General features: G+C 70.2%; 13 protein-coding genes. 7 read left to right on the plus strand and 6 right to left on the minus strand.

Annotation, left to right across the window (positions count from 1 at the left end; genetic code table 11):
* Positions 1-146 precede the first annotated feature (146 nt).
* Positions 147-1772 carry an ABC transporter permease gene (locus ACXAFN_RS06360; RefSeq protein WP_474987481.1) on the plus strand — a complete coding sequence of 542 codons (1626 nt, stop codon included), beginning with the start codon at positions 147-149 and terminating at the stop codon, positions 1770-1772.
* Here the strand turns inward: ACXAFN_RS06360 and ACXAFN_RS06365 are convergent.
* Positions 1734-2852, minus strand: coding sequence for an ABC transporter ATP-binding protein (locus tag ACXAFN_RS06365; protein ID WP_474987183.1), 1119 nt, complete (start codon positions 2850-2852; stop codon positions 1734-1736). The two genes, ACXAFN_RS06360 and ACXAFN_RS06365, sit on opposite strands and share 39 nt — an antisense overlap.
* Positions 2853-3046: 194 nt before the next feature.
* Between ACXAFN_RS06365 and ACXAFN_RS06370 the strand changes: the two genes are divergently transcribed.
* The gene (locus ACXAFN_RS06370) at positions 3047-4075 is read left to right on the plus strand and encodes a Fe(3+) ABC transporter substrate-binding protein (RefSeq protein ID WP_474987185.1); all 1029 of its coding nucleotides are present in this window, start codon (positions 3047-3049) and stop codon (positions 4073-4075) included.
* 274 nt (positions 4076-4349) lie between these two features.
* On the opposite strand, the gene ACXAFN_RS06375 is transcribed toward ACXAFN_RS06370, so the two are convergent.
* From ACXAFN_RS06375 to ACXAFN_RS06385, 3 genes are read right to left on the minus strand one after another with little or no spacing between them, the layout of a single operon-like run.
* Positions 4350-5063 carry a sulfite exporter TauE/SafE family protein gene (locus tag ACXAFN_RS06375; RefSeq protein ID WP_474987187.1) on the minus strand — a complete coding sequence of 238 codons (714 nt, stop codon included), beginning with the start codon at positions 5061-5063 and terminating at the stop codon, positions 4350-4352.
* The gene (locus ACXAFN_RS06380; RefSeq protein WP_474987188.1) at positions 5056-6504 is read right to left on the minus strand and encodes an amidohydrolase family protein; all 1449 of its coding nucleotides are present in this window, start codon (positions 6502-6504) and stop codon (positions 5056-5058) included. Before ACXAFN_RS06380 ends, ACXAFN_RS06375 begins: the two co-directional genes overlap by 8 nt.
* A 3-nt stretch (positions 6505-6507) precedes the next feature.
* Positions 6508-7887, minus strand: a complete 1380-nt coding sequence (locus ACXAFN_RS06385) for a uracil-xanthine permease family protein (protein WP_474987190.1) — start codon at positions 7885-7887, stop codon at positions 6508-6510.
* Between the two features lie 127 nt (positions 7888-8014).
* Between ACXAFN_RS06385 and ACXAFN_RS06390 the strand changes: the two genes are divergently transcribed.
* Positions 8015-8926, plus strand: a complete 912-nt coding sequence (locus ACXAFN_RS06390) for a LysR family transcriptional regulator (RefSeq protein WP_474987192.1) — start codon at positions 8015-8017, stop codon at positions 8924-8926.
* A 71-nt stretch (positions 8927-8997) separates the two neighbouring features.
* Here the strand turns inward: ACXAFN_RS06390 and polA are convergent, their stop codons facing one another.
* On the minus strand, positions 8998-11763 hold the full coding sequence (gene polA / locus ACXAFN_RS06395) for a DNA polymerase I (RefSeq protein ID WP_474987194.1): 2766 nt from the start codon (positions 11761-11763) through the stop codon (positions 8998-9000).
* Between the two features lie 183 nt (positions 11764-11946).
* On the opposite strand from polA, the gene ACXAFN_RS06400 reads away from it, so the two are divergent.
* The 4 genes from ACXAFN_RS06400 to ACXAFN_RS06415 all read left to right on the plus strand — a co-directional run bounded on the left by ACXAFN_RS06400 (position 11947) and on the right by ACXAFN_RS06415 (position 17913).
* Positions 11947-12240 carry a DUF2782 domain-containing protein gene (locus tag ACXAFN_RS06400; RefSeq protein ID WP_474987196.1) on the plus strand — a complete coding sequence of 98 codons (294 nt, stop codon included), beginning with the start codon at positions 11947-11949 and terminating at the stop codon, positions 12238-12240.
* 268 nt (positions 12241-12508) lie between these two features.
* Positions 12509-13468 (plus strand): homoserine kinase, encoded by a 960-nt coding sequence (locus ACXAFN_RS06405; RefSeq protein ID WP_474987198.1) that lies wholly within the window; start codon positions 12509-12511, stop codon positions 13466-13468.
* Positions 13465-15387: a biosynthetic arginine decarboxylase gene (gene speA / locus ACXAFN_RS06410; protein WP_474987199.1), complete on the plus strand. Its 1923-nt coding sequence runs from the start codon at positions 13465-13467 to the stop codon at positions 15385-15387. Before ACXAFN_RS06405 ends, speA begins: the two co-directional genes overlap by 4 nt.
* A 183-nt stretch (positions 15388-15570) precedes the next feature.
* On the plus strand, positions 15571-17913 hold the full coding sequence (locus ACXAFN_RS06415; protein WP_474987201.1) for a glucose/quinate/shikimate family membrane-bound PQQ-dependent dehydrogenase: 2343 nt from the start codon (positions 15571-15573) through the stop codon (positions 17911-17913).
* Between the two features lie 96 nt (positions 17914-18009).
* Here the strand turns inward: ACXAFN_RS06415 and ACXAFN_RS06420 are convergent, their stop codons facing one another.
* Positions 18010-18675 (minus strand): fumarylacetoacetate hydrolase family protein, encoded by a 666-nt coding sequence (locus ACXAFN_RS06420; protein ID WP_474987202.1) that lies wholly within the window; start codon positions 18673-18675, stop codon positions 18010-18012.
* Between the last annotated feature and the right edge of the window lie 41 nt (positions 18676-18716).

Raw genomic sequence — 18716 nt, forward strand, 5'->3', positions numbered from 1 at the left:
TGATACCATGCTTGCCCGCCAGGCCATCGCCTCTGGCAAGCGTATCGGCCCCCACCGGAAGGAGAACCCGCGTGTCCAGCCCCCTCGGCCATCGGCCCGCCGCGCCCGTTCGCCGGCTGACACGGCACCTCGATGCCTGGAGCGTCCTGACCCTGCTCATCGCCGCCGTCGTGGCGCTGCCGGTGCTCACCGTGCTGGCCCATATCGTCATGCCCGCCGGCGGCGTCTGGCAGCATCTGGCCAGCACCGTGCTGGGCCGCTATATGGCCAACACCCTGTTCCTAGTCGTCACGGTGGGGCTCGGCACCTTCGTGATCGGCACCGGCACCGCCTGGCTGGTGGTGATGTGCCGCTTCCCCGGCCGCCGGCTGTTCGAGTGGGCCCTGCTGCTGCCGCTGGCGGTGCCGACCTACGTGATCGCCTATGCCTATACCGACTTCCTGCAGTATGCCGGGCCGCTGCAGAGCGCCTTGCGCGAGGCCTTCGGCTGGGAGCGCGGCGACTACTGGTTTCCCGACATCCGCTCGCTGGGCGGGGCGGCGACCCTGATCACCCTGGTGCTCTACCCCTACGTCTACATGCTGGCCCGGGCCAGCTTCCTCGAACAGTCGGTGTGCGTGCTGGACGTGGGCCGCACCCTGGGCCGGGGCCCCTGGCGGCTGTTCACCAGCATCGCCATCCCGCTGGCACGCCCGGCCATCGTCGGCGGCGTGTCGCTGGCATTGATGGAGACCCTCAACGAGTTCGGCGCGGTGCAGTATTTCGGCGTCGACACCTTCACCACCGGCATCTACCGCACCTGGTTCGGCATGGGCGAGCAGGTCGCCGCCGCCCAGCTGGCGGCCTGCCTGCTGGCCTTCGTGATCGTCTTCGTGCTGCTCGAGCGCGCCTCGCGAGGCAAGCGGCGCTACTTCCACACCACCGGCCGCTACCAGCAGCTGCCGGAGTTCCGCCTCGGCGGCCTGCGCGCCGCCGCCGCGACCCTGGCCTGTCTGGCGCCGGTGCTGGTCGGCTTCCTGATTCCCAGCGGGCTGCTCGGCTACCTGTCGATCCAGGGCGGGGATTCGCTGTTCGGCGCCCGCTTTCTGGAGTTCGCCGGCAACAGCCTGGTGCTGGCGGCCGTGGCGGCGCTGGTCGCGGTGGGGCTGGCGCTGGTGCTGAGCTACGGGGCGCGGCTGAATCCGGGGCCGCTGACGCGCACCGCCACCCGGGTGGCGGCCATGGGCTATGCGGTGCCCGGCTCGGTGGTGGCGGTGGGCATCCTGATTCCCTTCGCCTGGCTGGACGACACCCTGAACGGCTTCCTGAAGGCCCACTACGGGGTGATCGCCGGGCTGATCTTCAGCGGCTCGGCCTTCATCCTGATCTACGCCTACGTGGTGCGCTTCCTGGCGGTGTCGTTCAACGCCCTGGAGGCGAGCCTCGGCAAGGTGACACCGAGCATGGACGCGGCCGCCCGCACCCTGGGCCAGACCGCCGGCGGCACGTTGCGCAAGGTGCATACGCCGATCATGCGCGGCAGCCTGCTGGCCGCCGGCATCCTGGTGTTCGTCGACGTGATGAAGGAGCTGCCGGCGACCATCATCCTGCGCCCCTTCGATTTCGACACCCTGGCGGTGCGCGCCCACAACCTGGCCGCCGACGAGCGCCTGGCCGAGGCCTCCACCGCCTCGCTGACCATCGTCGCGGTGGGCATCATCCCGGTGATCCTGCTTAGCCTGGCGATGCGCCGCTCACGCCCCGGGAGCCGCGGGGAAGACGAACACCTGTGACGGATCCAGCCGGATCGTGACCGGCTGGCCCTCCTCGGGCAGGAAGACCCCGGGCACCCGGGCGTGCAGGTGCGACTCGCGGCCATCGCCGCCGTGGGCGCAGATGTGCAGCAGGCTGGTGCGGCCCAGCAGCTTGGCCATGATCACGTGGCTGTGATGGTCCGTGGGCGCCTCCTCCAGCGCCACCACGCGCAGCGCCTCGGGGCGGATCATCACCCGCGCCCGGGCACCCTCCTCCAGGCCATGGGCCATCACCTCGCCCACCGGCGTATCGACGCGACCCTCGCGCACCCGGCCCTCGAGCTCGTTGACCTCGCCGAAGAAGGTCACCACGAAGGGGTCGGTCGGCGCGCAGTAGAGCTCTCTCGGGGTGCCCATCTGCACGATGTGGCCGTCGCGCATCAGCGCGATGCGGTCGGCCATGAACATCGCCTCTTCCGGATCGTGAGTCACCAGCAGGGCCCCGGCGCCGACCCTCTTCAGCACGTGCAGGGTGTCGTCGCGGATGCGGTCGCGCAGCCGGGCGTCCAGGCTCGAGAACGGCTCGTCGAGCAGCATCAGCCGGGGCGCCGGGGCCAGCGCCCGGGCCAGGGCCACCCGCTGCTGCTGGCCGCCGGACAGCATGTGCGGGTAACTCTCCGCGAAGCGCCCCATGCCCAGCTGGTCGAGCAGCTCCAGGGCGCGCCGGCGGCGCTCCCGGACGGGCAGCGCCTCGAGGCCGAAGGTCACGTTCTGCAACACCGAGAGGTGCGGGAACAGCGCCGAGTCCTGGAAGGCCAGGCCGACGTTGCGCTTCTCCGGCGGCACATGGGGCCGGCCGGGGCGCCCGACAGGGCGGCCGTCGAGATCCACCTCTCCCCGCTGGAGCACCTCGAGCCCGGCGACGATACGCAGCAGGGTGGTCTTGCCGCAGCCCGAGGGGCCAAGCAGGCAGACCACCTCGCCCGGGTGCACCTCCAGGCCGACGTCCTCCACCGCCAGGTGATGACCGTAGGCGTGGCGGATGCGATGCATGGCGAGCACCGGAGCCGACTCCGGTGCGACGTCTCGGGCGGCGGCGAGCGGGGCGTGATGGGTCATGGGCAAGGAATCGACTCAGCCGAGGGATAGCGGGATCTTCATGGTAACGCGAAACCTTCGTCTTTTCGTCGCCGTTTCGTCGCGGCGACGCCATCAGTTGACGCCATCACGCCCAGGCGCTTCAATGTCGGTCGAATAATGCAACGTATTATCATTCGGGATCATCGTCGATCCCCCTGCCCACGAGGTCACCGATGCCCCAGCACAGCCGACTCGTCACGCCCCTCGCCGCCCTGCTGGCCGGCGCGGCCATCGCCTCCCCCGCCATGGCGGAGGAAGTGAACATCTACTCGGCGCGCCATTACGACTCCGACCAGGCGCTCTACGATGCCTTCACCGAGGCCACCGGCATCGAGGTCAATGTCCTCGAGGGCGGCTCCGACCAGCTGATCCAGCGCATCGAGCGCGAGGGCCAGGCCAGCCCCGCCGACGTGATGATGACCGTAGACGCCGGCCGCCTGTGGCGCGCCGAGCAGGAAGGGATCTTCGCCAGCGTCGACTCCGAGGTGCTGGCCGAGCGCCTGCCCGAGGCCATGCGCCATCCCGAGGGCAAGTGGTTCGGCTTCAGCCAGCGCGTGCGGGCCATCTTCTACAACCCCGAGGCATTCGACGGCGACGCACCGGCCACCTACGAGGACCTGGCCGACCCACGCCTCGCGGGCGAGGTCTGCATCCGCTCCTCGAACAACATCTACAACCAGTCGCTGCTGGCCTCGATGATCGCCCACCATGGCGAGGAAGGCGCCGAGCAATGGGCCCAGGGCGTGGTCGACAACATGGCCCGCGACCCGGAAGGCGGCGACACCGACCAGATCCTCGGCGTGGCCAGCGGCGAGTGCGACGTGGCGGTCGCCAACCACTACTATTACGTGCGCCTGCTCGATTCCGATAATGCGGCCGACCGCGAGGCGGCCGAGAAGGTCGAGATCCTGTTCCCCAACCAGGACGGCCGTGGTGCCCACGTCAACGTCGGCGGCGCCGGCATGGTCGAGGGCGCCCCGCATCCGGAGAACGCCGTGCGCTTCCTGGAATTCCTGGCCTCCGACGAGGCCCAGGCGATCTTCGCCTCCGGCAACCACGAGTTCCCGGTGGTCGACGGCGTGGACATCGACGAGGTGCTGGCCTCCTGGGGCGACTTCAAGCGCGATGCGCTGAACGTCAGCGTGCTCGGCGAGAACAACCCGGACGCCATCAAGACCTTCGACCGGGTCGGCTGGCGGTAAGACGTCACCGGACACCGACAACAAGGGGCCCGCGGCAATGCCGCGGGCCCCATTCGTTCGTTGCCGGATCGCCGAAACACCGTATGGGCGAGCGCAAGCACTTTTCGGACGCTAGTGTCCTGTTTCGGAGGTTCGTTGAAGAGATGGCGAGCGCATTGGGTCGCCAGGCAAGGCGCCGCGACGAGGCATAGCAGCGCTATGGCGAGGAGTGGCAACGCGGCATGGCGGCGCAAAGGGCCGCCAGAATTCTACAGTCAACCTCCGATACAGGACACTAGTGGGGGATCATCAGCGCCACCCCCGACACCAGCGCGAACAGCAGCACCCCCTGGCGCAGCCGGCGGGCATCGAGGCGCTGGTGCATGACCCGGCTGGCCACGCTGCCGACCAGCAGCGGCGGCAGCAGGTAGAGTGCCCAGCGCAGCTGCTCCGCGCCGACCTTGCCGGCCGAGGCCAGGATCACCAGCGACACCAGCTCGCCGATCAGGAAGCAGCAGGCAATGGTCGAGCGCAGCTCCGGCCCGGGGCGATGCTGGTAGAGCAGCGCCAGCGGCGGCCCCCCGACGCCGGTGGCGGTCTCGGTCACCCCGGTGATCAGCCCCACCGACACGCAGGCCCCCGCCCTGGGCCGGAACACCGGCGCGAACAGCGCCGCCAGCACGGCCAGCACCGTCGAGGCGCCGATCAACTGGTTGAGCCCGTTGGTGCTCATCACCACCAGGATCCACAGCCCCAGGAAGGTCCCCGGCAGGCGCCCCACCCCGATCCAGGCGCTGCCCCGCCAGTCGATGGCCTCCCGCTCGCGCAGCGCCACGTAGAGGTTGAGCGGCAGCATCAGCACCAGCAGCGCCACCGGCAGCAGGTCCGGTCGCAGCAGCCCCATCACCGGGGCGACGATCAGCGCGAAGCCGATGCCGATCGCGCCCTGCATGAAGGCGGCGACAGCCGTGGCCACGGCCAGGACGGCGTAGACGACGGGATCACTCATGGCGCCCCCGCGCCTCCGCGCCCGACCGCGTCGCCATGACTCGCTGGCGATGGGCCGCCGAGGTCGGGTGCACCCGCTGGATCGGCGCGTTGGCCACCGCGGCACCGGCCGCCTCGCGCACCTCGGCGAGCAGCGCGCGGGCGTCCCAGTCCACCGGCCAGCCCTGCCACAACCGCAGCCGGCCGTTGGTGAATACCGCCTCGATCTGGTCGCGGTTGGCGTAGCGCACCAGCTCCCAGGGCCGGTCCCAGGACGGCGTCATCTCGGGCACCTCGATATCCACCAGCAGGAAGTCGGCGGCCAGCCCCGGGGCGATCGCCCCGGTGACGCCGGCGAGCCCCGCCGCATCGGCGCCGGCGCGGGTGGCGTGGTCGAGCCACAGCCAGCCGCCGCCGCAGGAGGAGTCGCCGCTGGCCAGCCCGAAGGCCAGGCGCTGGCTGGTCTCGGCGGCGTCGAGCAGGCGGAAGGCATCGCTGCGCGTGCCGTCGCTGCCGAGCCCGAAGCGGATGCCCTGGGCGGCCATGTGCAGCGCCGGCGCCACAGCATTGCCCTTCCAACTGCTGGCCACCGGGTTGAAGGCCACCGCGGTGCCGGTGTCGCCCAGTACCTTGAGTTCCCCTGGCGTCACCAGGGTGGCGTGGGCGACCAGGGTCTGCGGCCCCAGGGCGCCGGCGGCGTGGAGGTGCTCCAGCGGCCGCTGGCGACGCGCCACCAGCGAGCGCTCGACGGCCTGCAGGTGCTCGTTGACGTGAGTCTGGAAGATGGCCCCGCCCTCAGCGCACAGCGCCGCGGCGTCGTGAAGCATGGCGTCGCTGGCCACCTCGGGGATCGACACCGCCAGCGAGGGATGCACCAGGCCGTGGCCCGACCAGCGCGCCAGGTGGCGCTCGGCGTCGCGGCGGATCGCCGCGCCGTCCCGCGGGCTGCCGCCCAGGTCGTTGCAGATGTAGCCCAGCACGCAGCGCAGTCCGCTCTGCTCGGCGGCGTCGGCGATGCCGTCGAGCTCCGCGGCGGCACGGGTGCCGGCATCCACCGCGGTGGTGAAGCCGCCGCGCAGCGCCTCCAGGGCGGCGAGCCGGGCGGAGAGCCGCACCAGGCGCTCGTCCAGACTGCCCTCCAGCGGCACCCAGATGCGCTTGAAGATCTCCGAGGGCTCGCCGAACACCAGCGACTTGCCGAGCGACTGGGTCAGATGATGATGGGTGTCGACGAAGCCGGGCATCAGCAGCTTGCCGGGCAGCTCGATGGGCGCGAGCTCGGGGTGGCGGGCCAGCATGTCGCGGCGCTCGCCGATCTCGGCGAAGCGGCCATCGGCCACCAGCACCGCCCGATCGCGCACGCAGCCCTCCTCCAGCAGCACCTCCTCGGGCAGCAGCAGCAGCGTCTCGGCGGTGAAGTCGGCCGGGGCCAGCGGGTCGGGGGAATACGGGGTCGGCGACATGGGTTACTTTCCTTTGATCTCTTGACGGGGCAGCCCCGCGCCCGCGGGAGCGTCGTGCCGGCGGCCGAGGTGATGGAACAGCAGGTTGACCAGCACGGCGGTCAGGGTGCCCATGGCCAGGCCGTTGCCGAGCAGGATCTGCAGGTGTTGAGGGAAGGCGCTGTAGAAGCCGGGCACCAGGATCGGCAGCAGCCCCATGGCCAGCGCCGAGGCCAGGGTGAACATGTTGCCGTGCTCGTCGAAGTCGACCCGGCGCAGGATGTTGATGCCCATCACGCCGATGATGGCGAACACGATCACCGCGGTGCCCGCCACCACGGCGGTGGGCAGCAGCGACGCCAGCCGGCCGAGCGGCGCGAACAGGCCGAGCAGCACCAGGATCAGCCCGGCGGCGACGGTGACGTAGCGCGAGCGCACCCCGGTGGCCCGCACGATGCCGATGTTCTCGCCGCTGGTGATGATCAGCGAAGTGCCGAAGCAGCCGCCGAGCAGCGAGCCCAGGGCATCGGCGCGGATATTGCGCGGCACCAGGGCGCGGGCATCGCCGCGCTTCTCGACGATCTCGGCGGTGGCCAGGGTCTGGCCGGTGGCCTCGGTCATCGATACCACGCTGAAGATGATCAGCGGCAGCGAGGCGAACAGGTCGAACTTGGGCCAGCCGAAGGGGAACAGCGACGGCAGGGCCACCACCGGGCCGGACAGCACGCCATCGAACTCCATGACCCCGCATACCGCGGCCAGGGTGGCGCCGATCAGCAGCCCCAGCATCACCGCGATGCGCTGCAGCACGCCGCGGAACAGCCGGGCGCACAGCACGATGGCGGCCATGGTCGCCAGCGCCAGGGCGATGCTGGTCAGGTTGGCGAACTCCGGCGAGCCCTCGCGGCCGGTGATCAGTCCGCCGAAGATGCGCACCAGGTTGATCGCCACCAGCAGCAGCATGGTGCCGATGACGATCGGCGGGAAGAACCGCAGCACCTTGGTGAAGAACGGCAGCGCCAGGAAGTAGAACACCCCGGTGAGGATCACCGCGCCGGTGGCCGTCTGCAGGTCGGTAGCCTGGGCGATGGTCAGGAAGATCACCAGCGGCGCCCCGCCCGGCACCTGGACGAAGGGCAGGCGGGCACCGATGCCGAAGGGGCCGAAGGACTGCAGCAGCGTGCCCAGCCCGCAGACCAGGAAGGTGGCGCTCATCAGCGCGACCATGACCTCGTCGCCGAAGCCCATCGCCTGGCCGACCAGGAAGACGGCGGTGATCGGCGCGGCGGCCATCACCAGCACGTGCTGGACGCCGAACAACAGCATCGACGGCAGCGGCAGCCGCCGGTCGACCGGCTCCGTCGGAGACTCGTGCGAGCCGTGGGGCTCGGGGGAAATGCTCATGGGGGACATCCTCGGTTGTTGTTGTGGAGGCCCCTTCACGCTAGCGCCGGCCGAGTGTACCGGTCCATAATAAAGTTTCGCTCATATCGTTGCCTTTATGGCAACAGTCGACGCCGAGGGAGGGGCCATGCAGCTGCTGCTGACCGGGTTGCGCTACTTCGAGGAGGTCGCCCGCCAGGGTTCGCTGCGCAAGGCGGCGGAGCGGCTGCACGTGGCCGCCTCGGCGGTGAATCGTCAGATCCTCAAGCTGGAGGACGAACTGGGGGTGCCGCTGTTCGAGCGGCTGCCACGGGGCCTGCGGCTGTCGCCGGCGGGGGAACTGATGCTGGCCCAGATTCGCCGCTGGCAGCGCGACGAGCGCCAGCTGCTGGAGACCCTCGGCGACATCCGCGGCACCGGCTGCGCCGAGATCCGCATCGCCACCGTCGAGTCGCTCACCGACCAGGTGCTGCCGGAGCTGCTGGGCCGCTTCGGCGAGCGCTTTCCCCGGGTCCGCTTCGCGCTGCACACCGGGCTGACCGAGGAGATCCTCGAACGGGTCGCCACCGGCGAGGCCGACATCGGCATCTGCATGAACCCGCCGCCGACCCGGCGCATTCGCTTCATCGAGTCGGTGGCGCTGCGCTTCGGCGTCGCCATGGCCCCGTCTCATCCACTGGCGCAGGCCTCGGAGGTCCGGCTGGCAGAATGCGGCGCCTATCCGGCCATCCTGCCGGACGCCGAGATGTTCCGCGGCTCGACCCTGGAACGGGCCCTGGCGCAGTCAGACGTGGAGCTGACCCCGCTGGCCGGCTGCAACCGCATCCTGGCGATCAAGTCGCTGGCCCGGGCGGGGCTCGGCCTGGCCTTCCTCAACGCCCTCGACGTGGCCCGGGAACTGGCCCACGGCGAGCTGGTGTTCCGCCCGCTGCGCGACCCGCGCGTCGACGGCGCGCGGCTGGTGCTGTGCAGCGCCGCCGAGCGCTCGCTGCCGATGGCCGCCGAAGTGCTGGTGGAATCGCTGAGCCAGGCGCTGCGCGACCTGGCCCCTCACGACTGAGTCGCCGAGGTCACCGAACCGACGAGGCCCGCGTCAGAGCCGCGGGCCTCGTCACGGGCGGCAGGGCTGGCTCAGTGCGCCTCGTCCCAGTTGGCGCCGCTCTCGGCCTCGACGATCAGCGCCACGTCGAGCGCGGCGGCGGCCTGCATGCGCCGCTTCACCTCGGGAATGAAGGCCTCGACGGCGTCCTCGGCGACCTCGAAGACCAGTTCGTCGTGGACCTGCATGACCATCATGGCGTCGATGTCGCCCTCGGCCAGCCAGCCGTCGACGTCGATCATGGCGCGCTTGATGATGTCCGCCGCGGTGCCCTGCATGGGTGCGTTGATGGCGGTGCGCTCGGCGCCCTGACGGCGGGCGCGGTTCTGGGAGTGAATCTCCGGCAGGTACAGGCGTCGGCCGAACACCGTCTCGACGTAGCCATCCTCCGCGGCCTGTGAACGAATCCGCTCCATGTAGCGTGCCACGCCGGGATAGCGGTCGAAGTAGCGGTCGATGTAGGTCTGCGCCTGGTTGCGCTCGATGTGCAGCTGGCGGCCCAGCCCCCAGGCGCTCATGCCGTAGATCAGCCCGAAGTTGATCGCCTTGGCGCTGCGGCGCTGCTCGCCGGAGACCTTGTCGAGGCCCACGCCGAACACCTCGGCGGCGGTGGCGGCGTGGATGTCGCGCCCCTCGGCGAAGGCCTCGAGCAGCCCCTTGTCGCCGGAGAGATGGGCCATGATGCGCAGCTCGATCTGCGAGTAGTCGGCGGCGACGATGCGATAGCCGGGCCGCGCCACGAAGGCCTGGCGGATCTTGCGCCCCTGCTCGGTGCGGATCGGGATGTTCTGCAGGTTGGGGTCGGAGGACGACAGCCGCCCGGTGGCGGTGACCGCCTGATGGTAGCTGGTGTGCAGCCGGCCGGTGGCCTTGTTGACCAGCCGCGGCAGCTTGTCGGTGTAGGTGGAGCGCAGCTTGGAGAGGCCGCGATGCTCCATGATCACCTTGGGCAGCGGGTAGTCCAGCGCCAGCTCCTCGAGCACCGCCTCGGCGGTGGAGGGCGCGCCCTTGGGGGTCTTCTTGATCACCGGGATCTGCTGTTCCTCGAACAGGATCTGGCCGAGCTGCTTGGGCGAGCCGAGGTTGAACTCGCGCCCGGCGAGCTCATAGGCCTTCTCCTCCAGCTCGCCGATGCGCTGGCCGAGCTCCTGGCTCTGGGTGTGCAGGCGCTCGGCGTCGAGCGCCACGCCGCCGCGCTCCATGCGCGACAGCACCCGGATCAGCGGGCGCTCGAGGGTATCGAGCACCTCGGCCAGGCGGCCCTCGGCCTCGACCCGGGGGCGCAGCTCGCGGTGCAGGCGCAGGGTGATGTCGACGTCCTCGCAGGCATAGGGCGCGGCCTGCTCCAGGGCAATCTGGTTGAAGGTCAGCTGCTTGGCCCCCTTGCCGGCGATCTCCTCGAAGCTCACCGTCTTCTCGCCCAGGTACTTGAGCGCCAGCGAATCCATGTCGTGGCGGGTGGCGGTGGAATCCAGCACGTAGGACTCGAGCATGGTGTCCTCGAGGGCGCCGGCCACCTCGATGCCGTGGCGCGCCAGCACCGAGATGTCGTACTTGAGGTTCTGGCCGATCTTGGCCTTGCCGGCGTCGGCCCACAGCGGCGTCAGCGCCTCGAGTACGGCGCGGCGGTCGAGCTGCGCCGGGGCGTCCAGGTAGTCGTGGGCCAGCGGGATATAGGCGGCCTCGCCGGGCTCGAGGGACAGCCCGACGCCGACGATCTCGGCCTCCATGTAGTCGAGGCTGGTGGTCTCGAGATCGAAGCAGAACGCCTCGGCGTCGTTCAGGCGCGCCAGCCAGGCGTCCAGCTCGGCCCGCTCGAGGATCACGCTGTCCTCGCGCTCGCCGCCGTGGTTGCCCTCTTCATCGCCCTCTTCCGCCGACGCCTGGCGGCCGCCGGACACATCGTCGACGCCCTTGTCCTTGCCCTCCAGCAGCTCGGACAGCCAGGCCTTGAACTCCAGGCGGCGATAGAGCTCGAGCAGCGCCTCGCGGTCGGGGTGGGCGATGTCCAGGTCGTCGAGGCCCACCGGCAGCTCGCAGTCGGTCTTGATGGTGGCGAGCTCGTAGGAGAGGAAGGCCTGGTCGCGGTGCTCCTCGAGCTTCTTGGGCAGCGTCTTGGCGCCGCGAAAGCCCAGCGTCTTGACCTTCTCCAGGTCGGCATAGACGGTCTCGAGGCCGCCCTCCATGCCCTGCAGCAGCCCCAGGGCGGTCTTCTCGCCGACCCCGGCCACGCCGGGGATGTTGTCGACCTTGTCGCCCATCAGCGCCAGGAAGTCGATGATCAGCGCCGGCGGCAGGCCGAACTTCTCGGTTACCCCGGCCTCGTCCAGGGTCTCGTCCTTCATGGTGTTGACCAGGGTGATGTGGGCGTTGACCAGCTGGGCCATGTCCTTGTCGCCGGTGGAGATCACCGCGTCGCGCCCGGCCTGGGTGGCATGGTGCGCCAGGGTGCCGATGACGTCGTCGGCCTCCACGCCTTCGATGCACAGCAGCGGCAGGCCCAGGGCGCGTACGCAGTCGTGCAGCGGCTGGACCTGGGCGCGCAGGTCGTCCGGCATCGGCGGGCGCTGCGCCTTGTACTCGGCGTAGAGCTCGTCGCGGAAGGTCTTGCCCGGGGCGTCGAACACCACCGCCATGGGGCTGTCGGGGTAGTCCTTGATCAGCCGCTTGAGCATGTTGAGCACGCCCTTGATGGCGCCGGTGGGCTGCCCCTCCGAGGTGGTCAGCGGCGGCAGGGCGTGGAAGGCGCGGTACAGATAGGAGGAACCGTCGACGAGAACGATGGGGGTATCGGCCATGAATCGGCATCCCTTGCAGGCTGGGCGATGAAGTGTGTGACGAGGGCGACGGCGGCGGGCGAACCGCCGGCCCTGATCCTGGCTGTTCATGATACGCATTGCCGGCGCGATTTGCCGCGCCGAGCTGTGCCCAGCTCCGACGAAGGCATACACTGGGGGCAACCCCATGGTCAGGAGAACACCATGAACCTCATACGCTCCGCGCTACTCGCGCCGCTGGCCGGCCTGGCGCTGCTCACCGTCGCCCTGCCGACCCTGGCCCAGTCCAGCGCCGACGTCGAGCCGGATGTCACCATCCGCCAGGAGGAGGACCGCACCATCCGCGAGTATCGGGTCAACGGGGCGCTCTACGCCATCGAGGTCCGGCCCGCCGCGGGGCCCTCCTACTACCTGGTCGACCGCGACGGCGACGGCGACTTCGAGCGCCAGAACGGCCAACGCATCGCCGTGCCCGAGTGGGTGCTCAAGCGCTTCTGACGCCGGGGCAACCAGGCAGCACCGGACTGGCATCCCGCTTCAAGATTTCCGCAGCCGGCAATGACGGAAGCGCCGGGGACAGGTCGTAGAGGGGGTTTTTGGCCATGGATGGCCAAAGTAGCGCCCACGGATGGGTTCATAGCGCCCCTCGCAGACCTGTCGCCGGATCAGCCATGCCCCATGACGTTGCCACCCTTCCTACCTGGCTCGTGCATCGCGCCGCCAAGCCGCTACAATAGGCGGCTTCGCATACCCGGGCGAGAGACACATGGCTGTATTCACCCCCCTGACCGACTCCCAGGTCGAGGCGTTCCTGAGCCGCTTCGATGCTGGCTCCCTGGTGTCCTGCCAGGGCGTGCCCGCCGGCACCGAGAACAGCACCTTCTTCGTCACCACCGACCGCCGCGAGCTGGTGCTGACCCTGTTCGAGCAGGGCGAACACGAGGAGCTGCCGTTCTTCGTCGAGCTGCTGGACTACCTGGACGAGCACCGCCTGCCGGTGCCCGGACCGCTGCACGACCTCGACGGCATCGCCCTGCACAGCCTGGCCGGCAAGCCGGCGCTGCTGTTCCCGCGCCTGCCTGGCAAACACCCCAAGGCCCCCAACCTGGACCAGTGCCGGGCGCTGGGCGACGCCCTCGGGCGCATGCACAAGGTCTCGCGCCACTTCCCGGGCCACCGCCCCAACCCGCGCGACCTGCACTGGTTGCTGCCCATGCACCACAAGGTGCTGGTCTACCTCTCGCCCGACGACCAGGCGCTAATGAAGAACGAGGTGGAGATCTACCAGGAGTTCTTCGAGGAAAGCCCGGACCTGCCCCAGGGCGCGATCCACGGCGACCTGTTCCGCGATAACACCCTGTTCGACGGCGACCGGCTCGGCGGGCTGATCGACTTCTACAACGGCTGCACCGGCGACCTGCTGTTCGACCTGGCCATCGTGATCAACGACTGGGCCAGCGACGACGACGGCCGGCTCGATCCGGCGCGCTACGAGGCGATCCTCACCGCCTACCAGACGCGGCGCCCGCTGGAACGCGCCGAGCGCGAGGCCTGGCCGATGATGCTGCGCCTGACCGCGCTGCGCTACTGGCTGTCGCGGCTGCTGGTGGTCTACGTCGACCCGCCGGCCCACGATCTCACGCCGCATGATCCGGACGCCTTCCGCAGCGTGCTCGAGCGGCGCATCGCCGACGGCGCCCTGCCCCTGCCCGAGGCCGGCCAATGAGCCTGGCCATGGGCAGCATGGCCGGCCCCGCCCACCGTGCCCGGCATACCTGGAACATCGACCAGTGGGGCAGCGGCTACTTCGACGTGGCCGACGACGGCCAGGCCCTGGTGCGCCCCCACGGCGGCGAGGACGATGGCCCCGCCCTCGCGCTCTCGCCGCTGGTCGCCCGGCTGCGCGAGGCCGGGCTGCGACTGCCGGTGCTGATCCGCTTCACCGATATCCTCCACGACCGTGTCGAGCAGCTGTGCGCCGCCTTCGACGGCGCCATGGGCGAGGAAGGCTTCGACGGCGGTTACACCGCGGTCTACCCGATCAAGGTCAACCAGCAGCGCCGGGTGGTCGAGGAGATCCTGGCCACCCAGGAGCGCGGCCGCGACCGGGTCGGCCTGGAAGCCGGCAGCAAGCCGGAGCTGCTGGCGGTGCTGGCGCTGTCCGGCGACGGCCCCTCGCTGATCGTCTGCAACGGCTACAAGGATCGCGAATACATCCGCCTGGCGCTGATGGGCGAGAAGCTCGGCCACCGCGTCTACCTGGTAGTGGAGAAGCTCTCCGAGCTGCCGCTGATCCTCGAGGAGGCCGAACGTCTCGGCGTGGCGCCGCGCATCGGCCTGCGCGCCCGGCTGGCCTCGGTGGGCAAGGGCAAGTGGCAGAACACCGGCGGCGAGAAGTCCAAATTCGGCCTCACCGCCGGGCAGATCCAGGCGGTGGTCGAGCGCCTGCGCGGGGCCGACGCCCTGGCCAGCCTGCAGCTGGTGCACTTCCACCTGGGCTCGCAGATCGCCAACATCAGCGACATCCAGCGCGGGCTGCGCGAGTGCGCGCGCTTCTACCAGAGCCTGGTGGCGCTGGGCGCCCCGGTGGACACCGTGGACGTGGGCGGCGGGCTGGGCATCGACTACGAGGGCACCCGCTCGCGCAGCTTCTGCTCGATCAACTACTCGATGCGCGAATACGCCCGCAACGTGGTGGCGGCCTTCGCCCAGGTGTGCGAGGCCGAGGGGCTGCCCCACCCGCACCTGATCAGCGAATCGGGCCGGGCGCTGACCGCCCACCACGCGGTGCTGGTCACCAACGTGATCGGCGAGGAGCGCCCCGACATCCAGGCGCCGCCGGCCCGGGTCCAGGGCGATCCCCAGGTCGCCGAGCTGTGGCGGGTCCACGACGCCCTGCAGGCCACCCAGGCCCCACGCGGGCTGGTGGAGGCCTGGCACGACCTCGGCCAGGCCATCGGCGAGCTCCAGGACCGCTTCGTGATGGGCCTGGCCGGGCTCGAGGCCCGCGCCGAGGGCGAGGGCGTCTATACCGCCGCCTGCGCCCGGCTGCGCGAGCGCCTCGACCCGCGCAACCGCGCCCACCGCGAGATCCACGACGAGCTCGCCGAGAAGCTCGCCGACAAGCTGTTCGTCAACTTCTCGCTGTTCCAGTCGGTGCCCGACGTCTGGGGCATCGACCAGATCTTCCCGGTACTGCCGCTGTCGGGCCTCGACCGGCCGCCCTCGCGGCGCGCGGTGATCCAGGACATCACCTGCGACAGCGACGGGCGCATCGACGGCTACGTGGACGGCGAAGGCGTCGAGGCCACCCTGCCGCTGCCCGAGTGGGACGACGACGAGGAACGCCTGCTGGGCTTCTTCCTGGTCGGCGCCTATCAGGAGATCCTCGGCGACCTGCACAACCTGTTCGGCGACACCGACTCGGTGGACGCGGCCCTGGACGCCAACGGCGAGTGGTGCGTCGACCACGTGCGCCGCGGCGACCGGGTGGCCGACGTGCTGGGCTACGTGGACTTCGACGCCGAGGTGCTGCGCCGCCGACTCGCCGACCAGCTCGCCGCCAGCGGCCTCGAGGCCGACGAGCAGGCGCGCTTCCTCGACGACCTCTCCGAGGGCCTCGAGGGCTACACCTACCTGGAGTGACCCCTCGGCGCCGCGGCGCCGAGGGTCGACCGTCACTGACGGTTTTCCTGCATTAGGCCATAGTGAAGACTCTGGGCCTCCCGGGACGGGAGGCCTCGAGGATGCCGACGCCCGGCATTTTAATTCGCACACTAATGATTTACCATGTAACAAACCCGCGATTCATGGCAAGGAGCTGGGATCATGTTCATTCTCTCCCTCATTTTCTGGCTGGTGGGGCTGGCCCTGCTGGGGGGCGGCCTATGGCTGATCACCCTCGACGGCAGCTGGTACTACGCCCTGTCCGGCATCGTGCTGATCGTGGTCGGGGCGATGATCCGCTCGCGTCGCCCGGCCGCCCAGACGCTGTACGCCCTGTTCCTGGCGGCGACCGCCGCCTGGGCGCTGTGGGAATCGGGCTATGACTGGTGGCCCCTGGCCACCCGCCTGGGCCTGTTCCTGGTGCTCGCCATTCCGCTGCTGTGGCCGGCCAAGGGCGGACGCCGCACCGGCACCGCCGTGCTGCTGCCGGTGTGGGCGATCATCGGCGTGGGCCTGCTGGCCAGCCTGAGCGTCGACGCCCACCGCATCGACGGCGAGCTCAACCGCGAGGTGGTGGCCGAGAACGCCGACCTCGGCGACAGCCCGCAGGACGGCTGGCACGCCTACGGGCGCAGCAACCTGGGACAGCGCTTCTCGCCGCTCGAGCAGATCACCCCCGAGAACGTCGGCGACCTGGAGCTGGCCTGGCAGTACCAGACCGGCGACGTGAAGGGTCCCGAGGACGTCGGCGAGACCACCTACGAGGCCACGCCGCTGAAGGTGGGTAATTCGCTGTTCCTGTGCACCCCGCACAACTGGCTGATCGCGCTGGACGCCGACAGCGGCGAGGAGCAGTGGGTCTACGACGCCCAGGTACCGGCGGAGAGCTCGCGCCAGCACCAGACCTGTCGCGGCGTCTCCTACCTGCCGCCGGCCTCCGGCGACCCCGATGACCTCGACGCGCAGGTGGCCGACGGCCCGGCGGAGAACCTGGACGCCATGCAGTGCGACGCCCAGCTGTTCCTGCCCACCTCCGACGCCCGCCTGCTGGCGCTGGATCCGGCGACCGGTGCGCGCTGCGCCAACTTCGCCGACAACGGCGAGCTGGACCTGATGCACAACATGCCGTTCAAGCAGGCCGGCTTCTACTACTCCACCTCGCCCCCCGTGGTCGCCGACGGCAAGGTCGTGGTGGCAGGCTCGGTCAACGACAACTACGCCGTCGAGTCGCCCTCCGGCGTGATCCGCGCCTACGACGCCAAGACCGGCGAGCTGGTGTGGAACTGGGATGCCGGCAACCCGGACGACACCGCGCCGATCGCCGAGGGCGAGACCTACACCACCAGCTCCCCCAACAGCTGGTCGATCGCCAGCGCCGATGAGGCGCTGGGGCTGATCTACTTCCCGATGGGCAACCGCACCCCGGACCAGCTGGGCATGTACCGCAGCGAGGCCGAGGAGACGTACGCCAGCTCGGTGGTGGCGCTGAGCCTCGCGACCGGCCAGGTGGAGTGGGTCCAGCAGTTCGTGCACCACGACCTGTGGGACATGGACACCCCGGCCCAGCCCAGCCTGCTCGACCTGGAGACCGACGCGGGCACCCAGCCGGCGCTGGTGGTGCCCACCAAGCAGGGCGACGTCTACGTGCTGAACCGCGAGACCGGCGAGCCGATCCTGCCGATCTCCGAGCAGCCGGCGCCCCAGGGCACCATCGAGGGCGACTACGCCGCCGAGACCCAGCCGATCTCGAGCCTGAGCTTCCGGCCGCCCCCCCTGCGCGAGGCGGACATGTGGGGCGCCACGCCGTTCGACCAGCTGATGTGTCGCATCCAGTTCAAGTCGCTGCGCTACGAGGGCCAGTACACCCCGCCCTCCGAGCAGGGCACCATCGTCTTCCCGGGCAACTTCGGGGTCTTCAACTGGGGCAGCATCGCCGTGGACCCGAGGCGCCAGGTGATGTTCGGCATGCCGCTGTACCTGGCCTTCACCTCGACCCTGGTGCCCAAGGAAGGCGCCGACCTGGGCGAGACCAACCAGGGCGAGCAGGGCCTCAACGAGAACGCCGGCGCTCCCTATGCGGTGGAGATGAAGCCCTTCCTGTCGCCGTTCGGCGTGCCCTGCCAGCAACCGCCCTGGGGCTACGTGGCCGGCACCGACCTGCGCACCGGCGAGGTCGCCTGGCAGCACAAGAACGGCACCGTCGAGGACATGACCGCCCTGCCGCTGCCGATCGAGATGGGCGTGCCCGGCATCGGCGGCCCGGTGATCACCGAGAGCGGCGTGGCCTTCCTGGCCGCCAGCGTGGACGACTACCTGCGCGGCTATGACGTCGGTACCGGCGAGCAGCTGTGGGAGACGCGCCTGCCGGCCGGCGGTCAGGCCACGCCCATGACCTATCTCAACAGCCAGGGCGAACAGATGGTCGTTCAGGTGGCCGGCGGGCACGGTTCCATCGGTACCACCATCGGCGACTACGTGATGGCCTACAAGCTGCCCCGGCAGTAAACGGCCAGGGCGTCTCAGCGCAGGCGCCCGCACACGACGAGGCCCCCGTCGGCATGCCGGCGGGGGCCTCGTCGTTTGCGGGCAAGTCGCGCCGCGTCAGTCGATCACCCGGGTCGCGATCTCCAGCCCTCCGGTCAGCGACAGCTCGAGCTCGGCGCCGCGGGGCAGCTCACCCACCCCGGCGGGCGTGCCGGTCAGCACCACGTCGCCGGGCTCTAAGGTGAAGTGTCGGCTCATCTCGGCCACCAGCTCGGGCACCGGGAACAGCATGTCGGCGCCGTGGCCGTGCTGGCGCTCCTCGCCGTCCACCGCCAGGGTGAAGGCCAGGGCGCTCCAGTTGGGCACCTCGCTGAGCGGCAGGAAGGCCGACAGCGGGCAGGCGCCGTCGAAGCCCTTGGCCACCTCCCAGGGATGGCCCTGTTCCTTGAGCCGGCCCTGGACGTCGCGCAGGGTCAGGTCCAGCGCCAGACCAATGCCGACGATGCCACGCTCCGCCTCGGCGGCATCGACGTCGGTCAGCGTCTCGCCCACCAGCAGCGCCAGTTCGGTCTCGAAATGCACCTCGCCCCGGGCGAAGGGCGCGGCGATCGTCGCTTCCAGGCTCACGGCGCTGGTGGCCGGCTTGATGAACAGCAGCGGCTCGCTGGGCACCGGATTGTCGAGTTCCTTGGCATGATCGGCGTAGTTGCGGCCGACGCAGACGATCTTGCCCAGCGGCTGCGGGAAGGCCCGGCCATCGGTGAAGCGGGGTACGAAACGCATGACGAGGTGACTCCTGGCTGACGGAACGGGAACGGCTCTGC

This window comes from Halomonas sp. ABH4_019, from assembly GCF_056159885.1.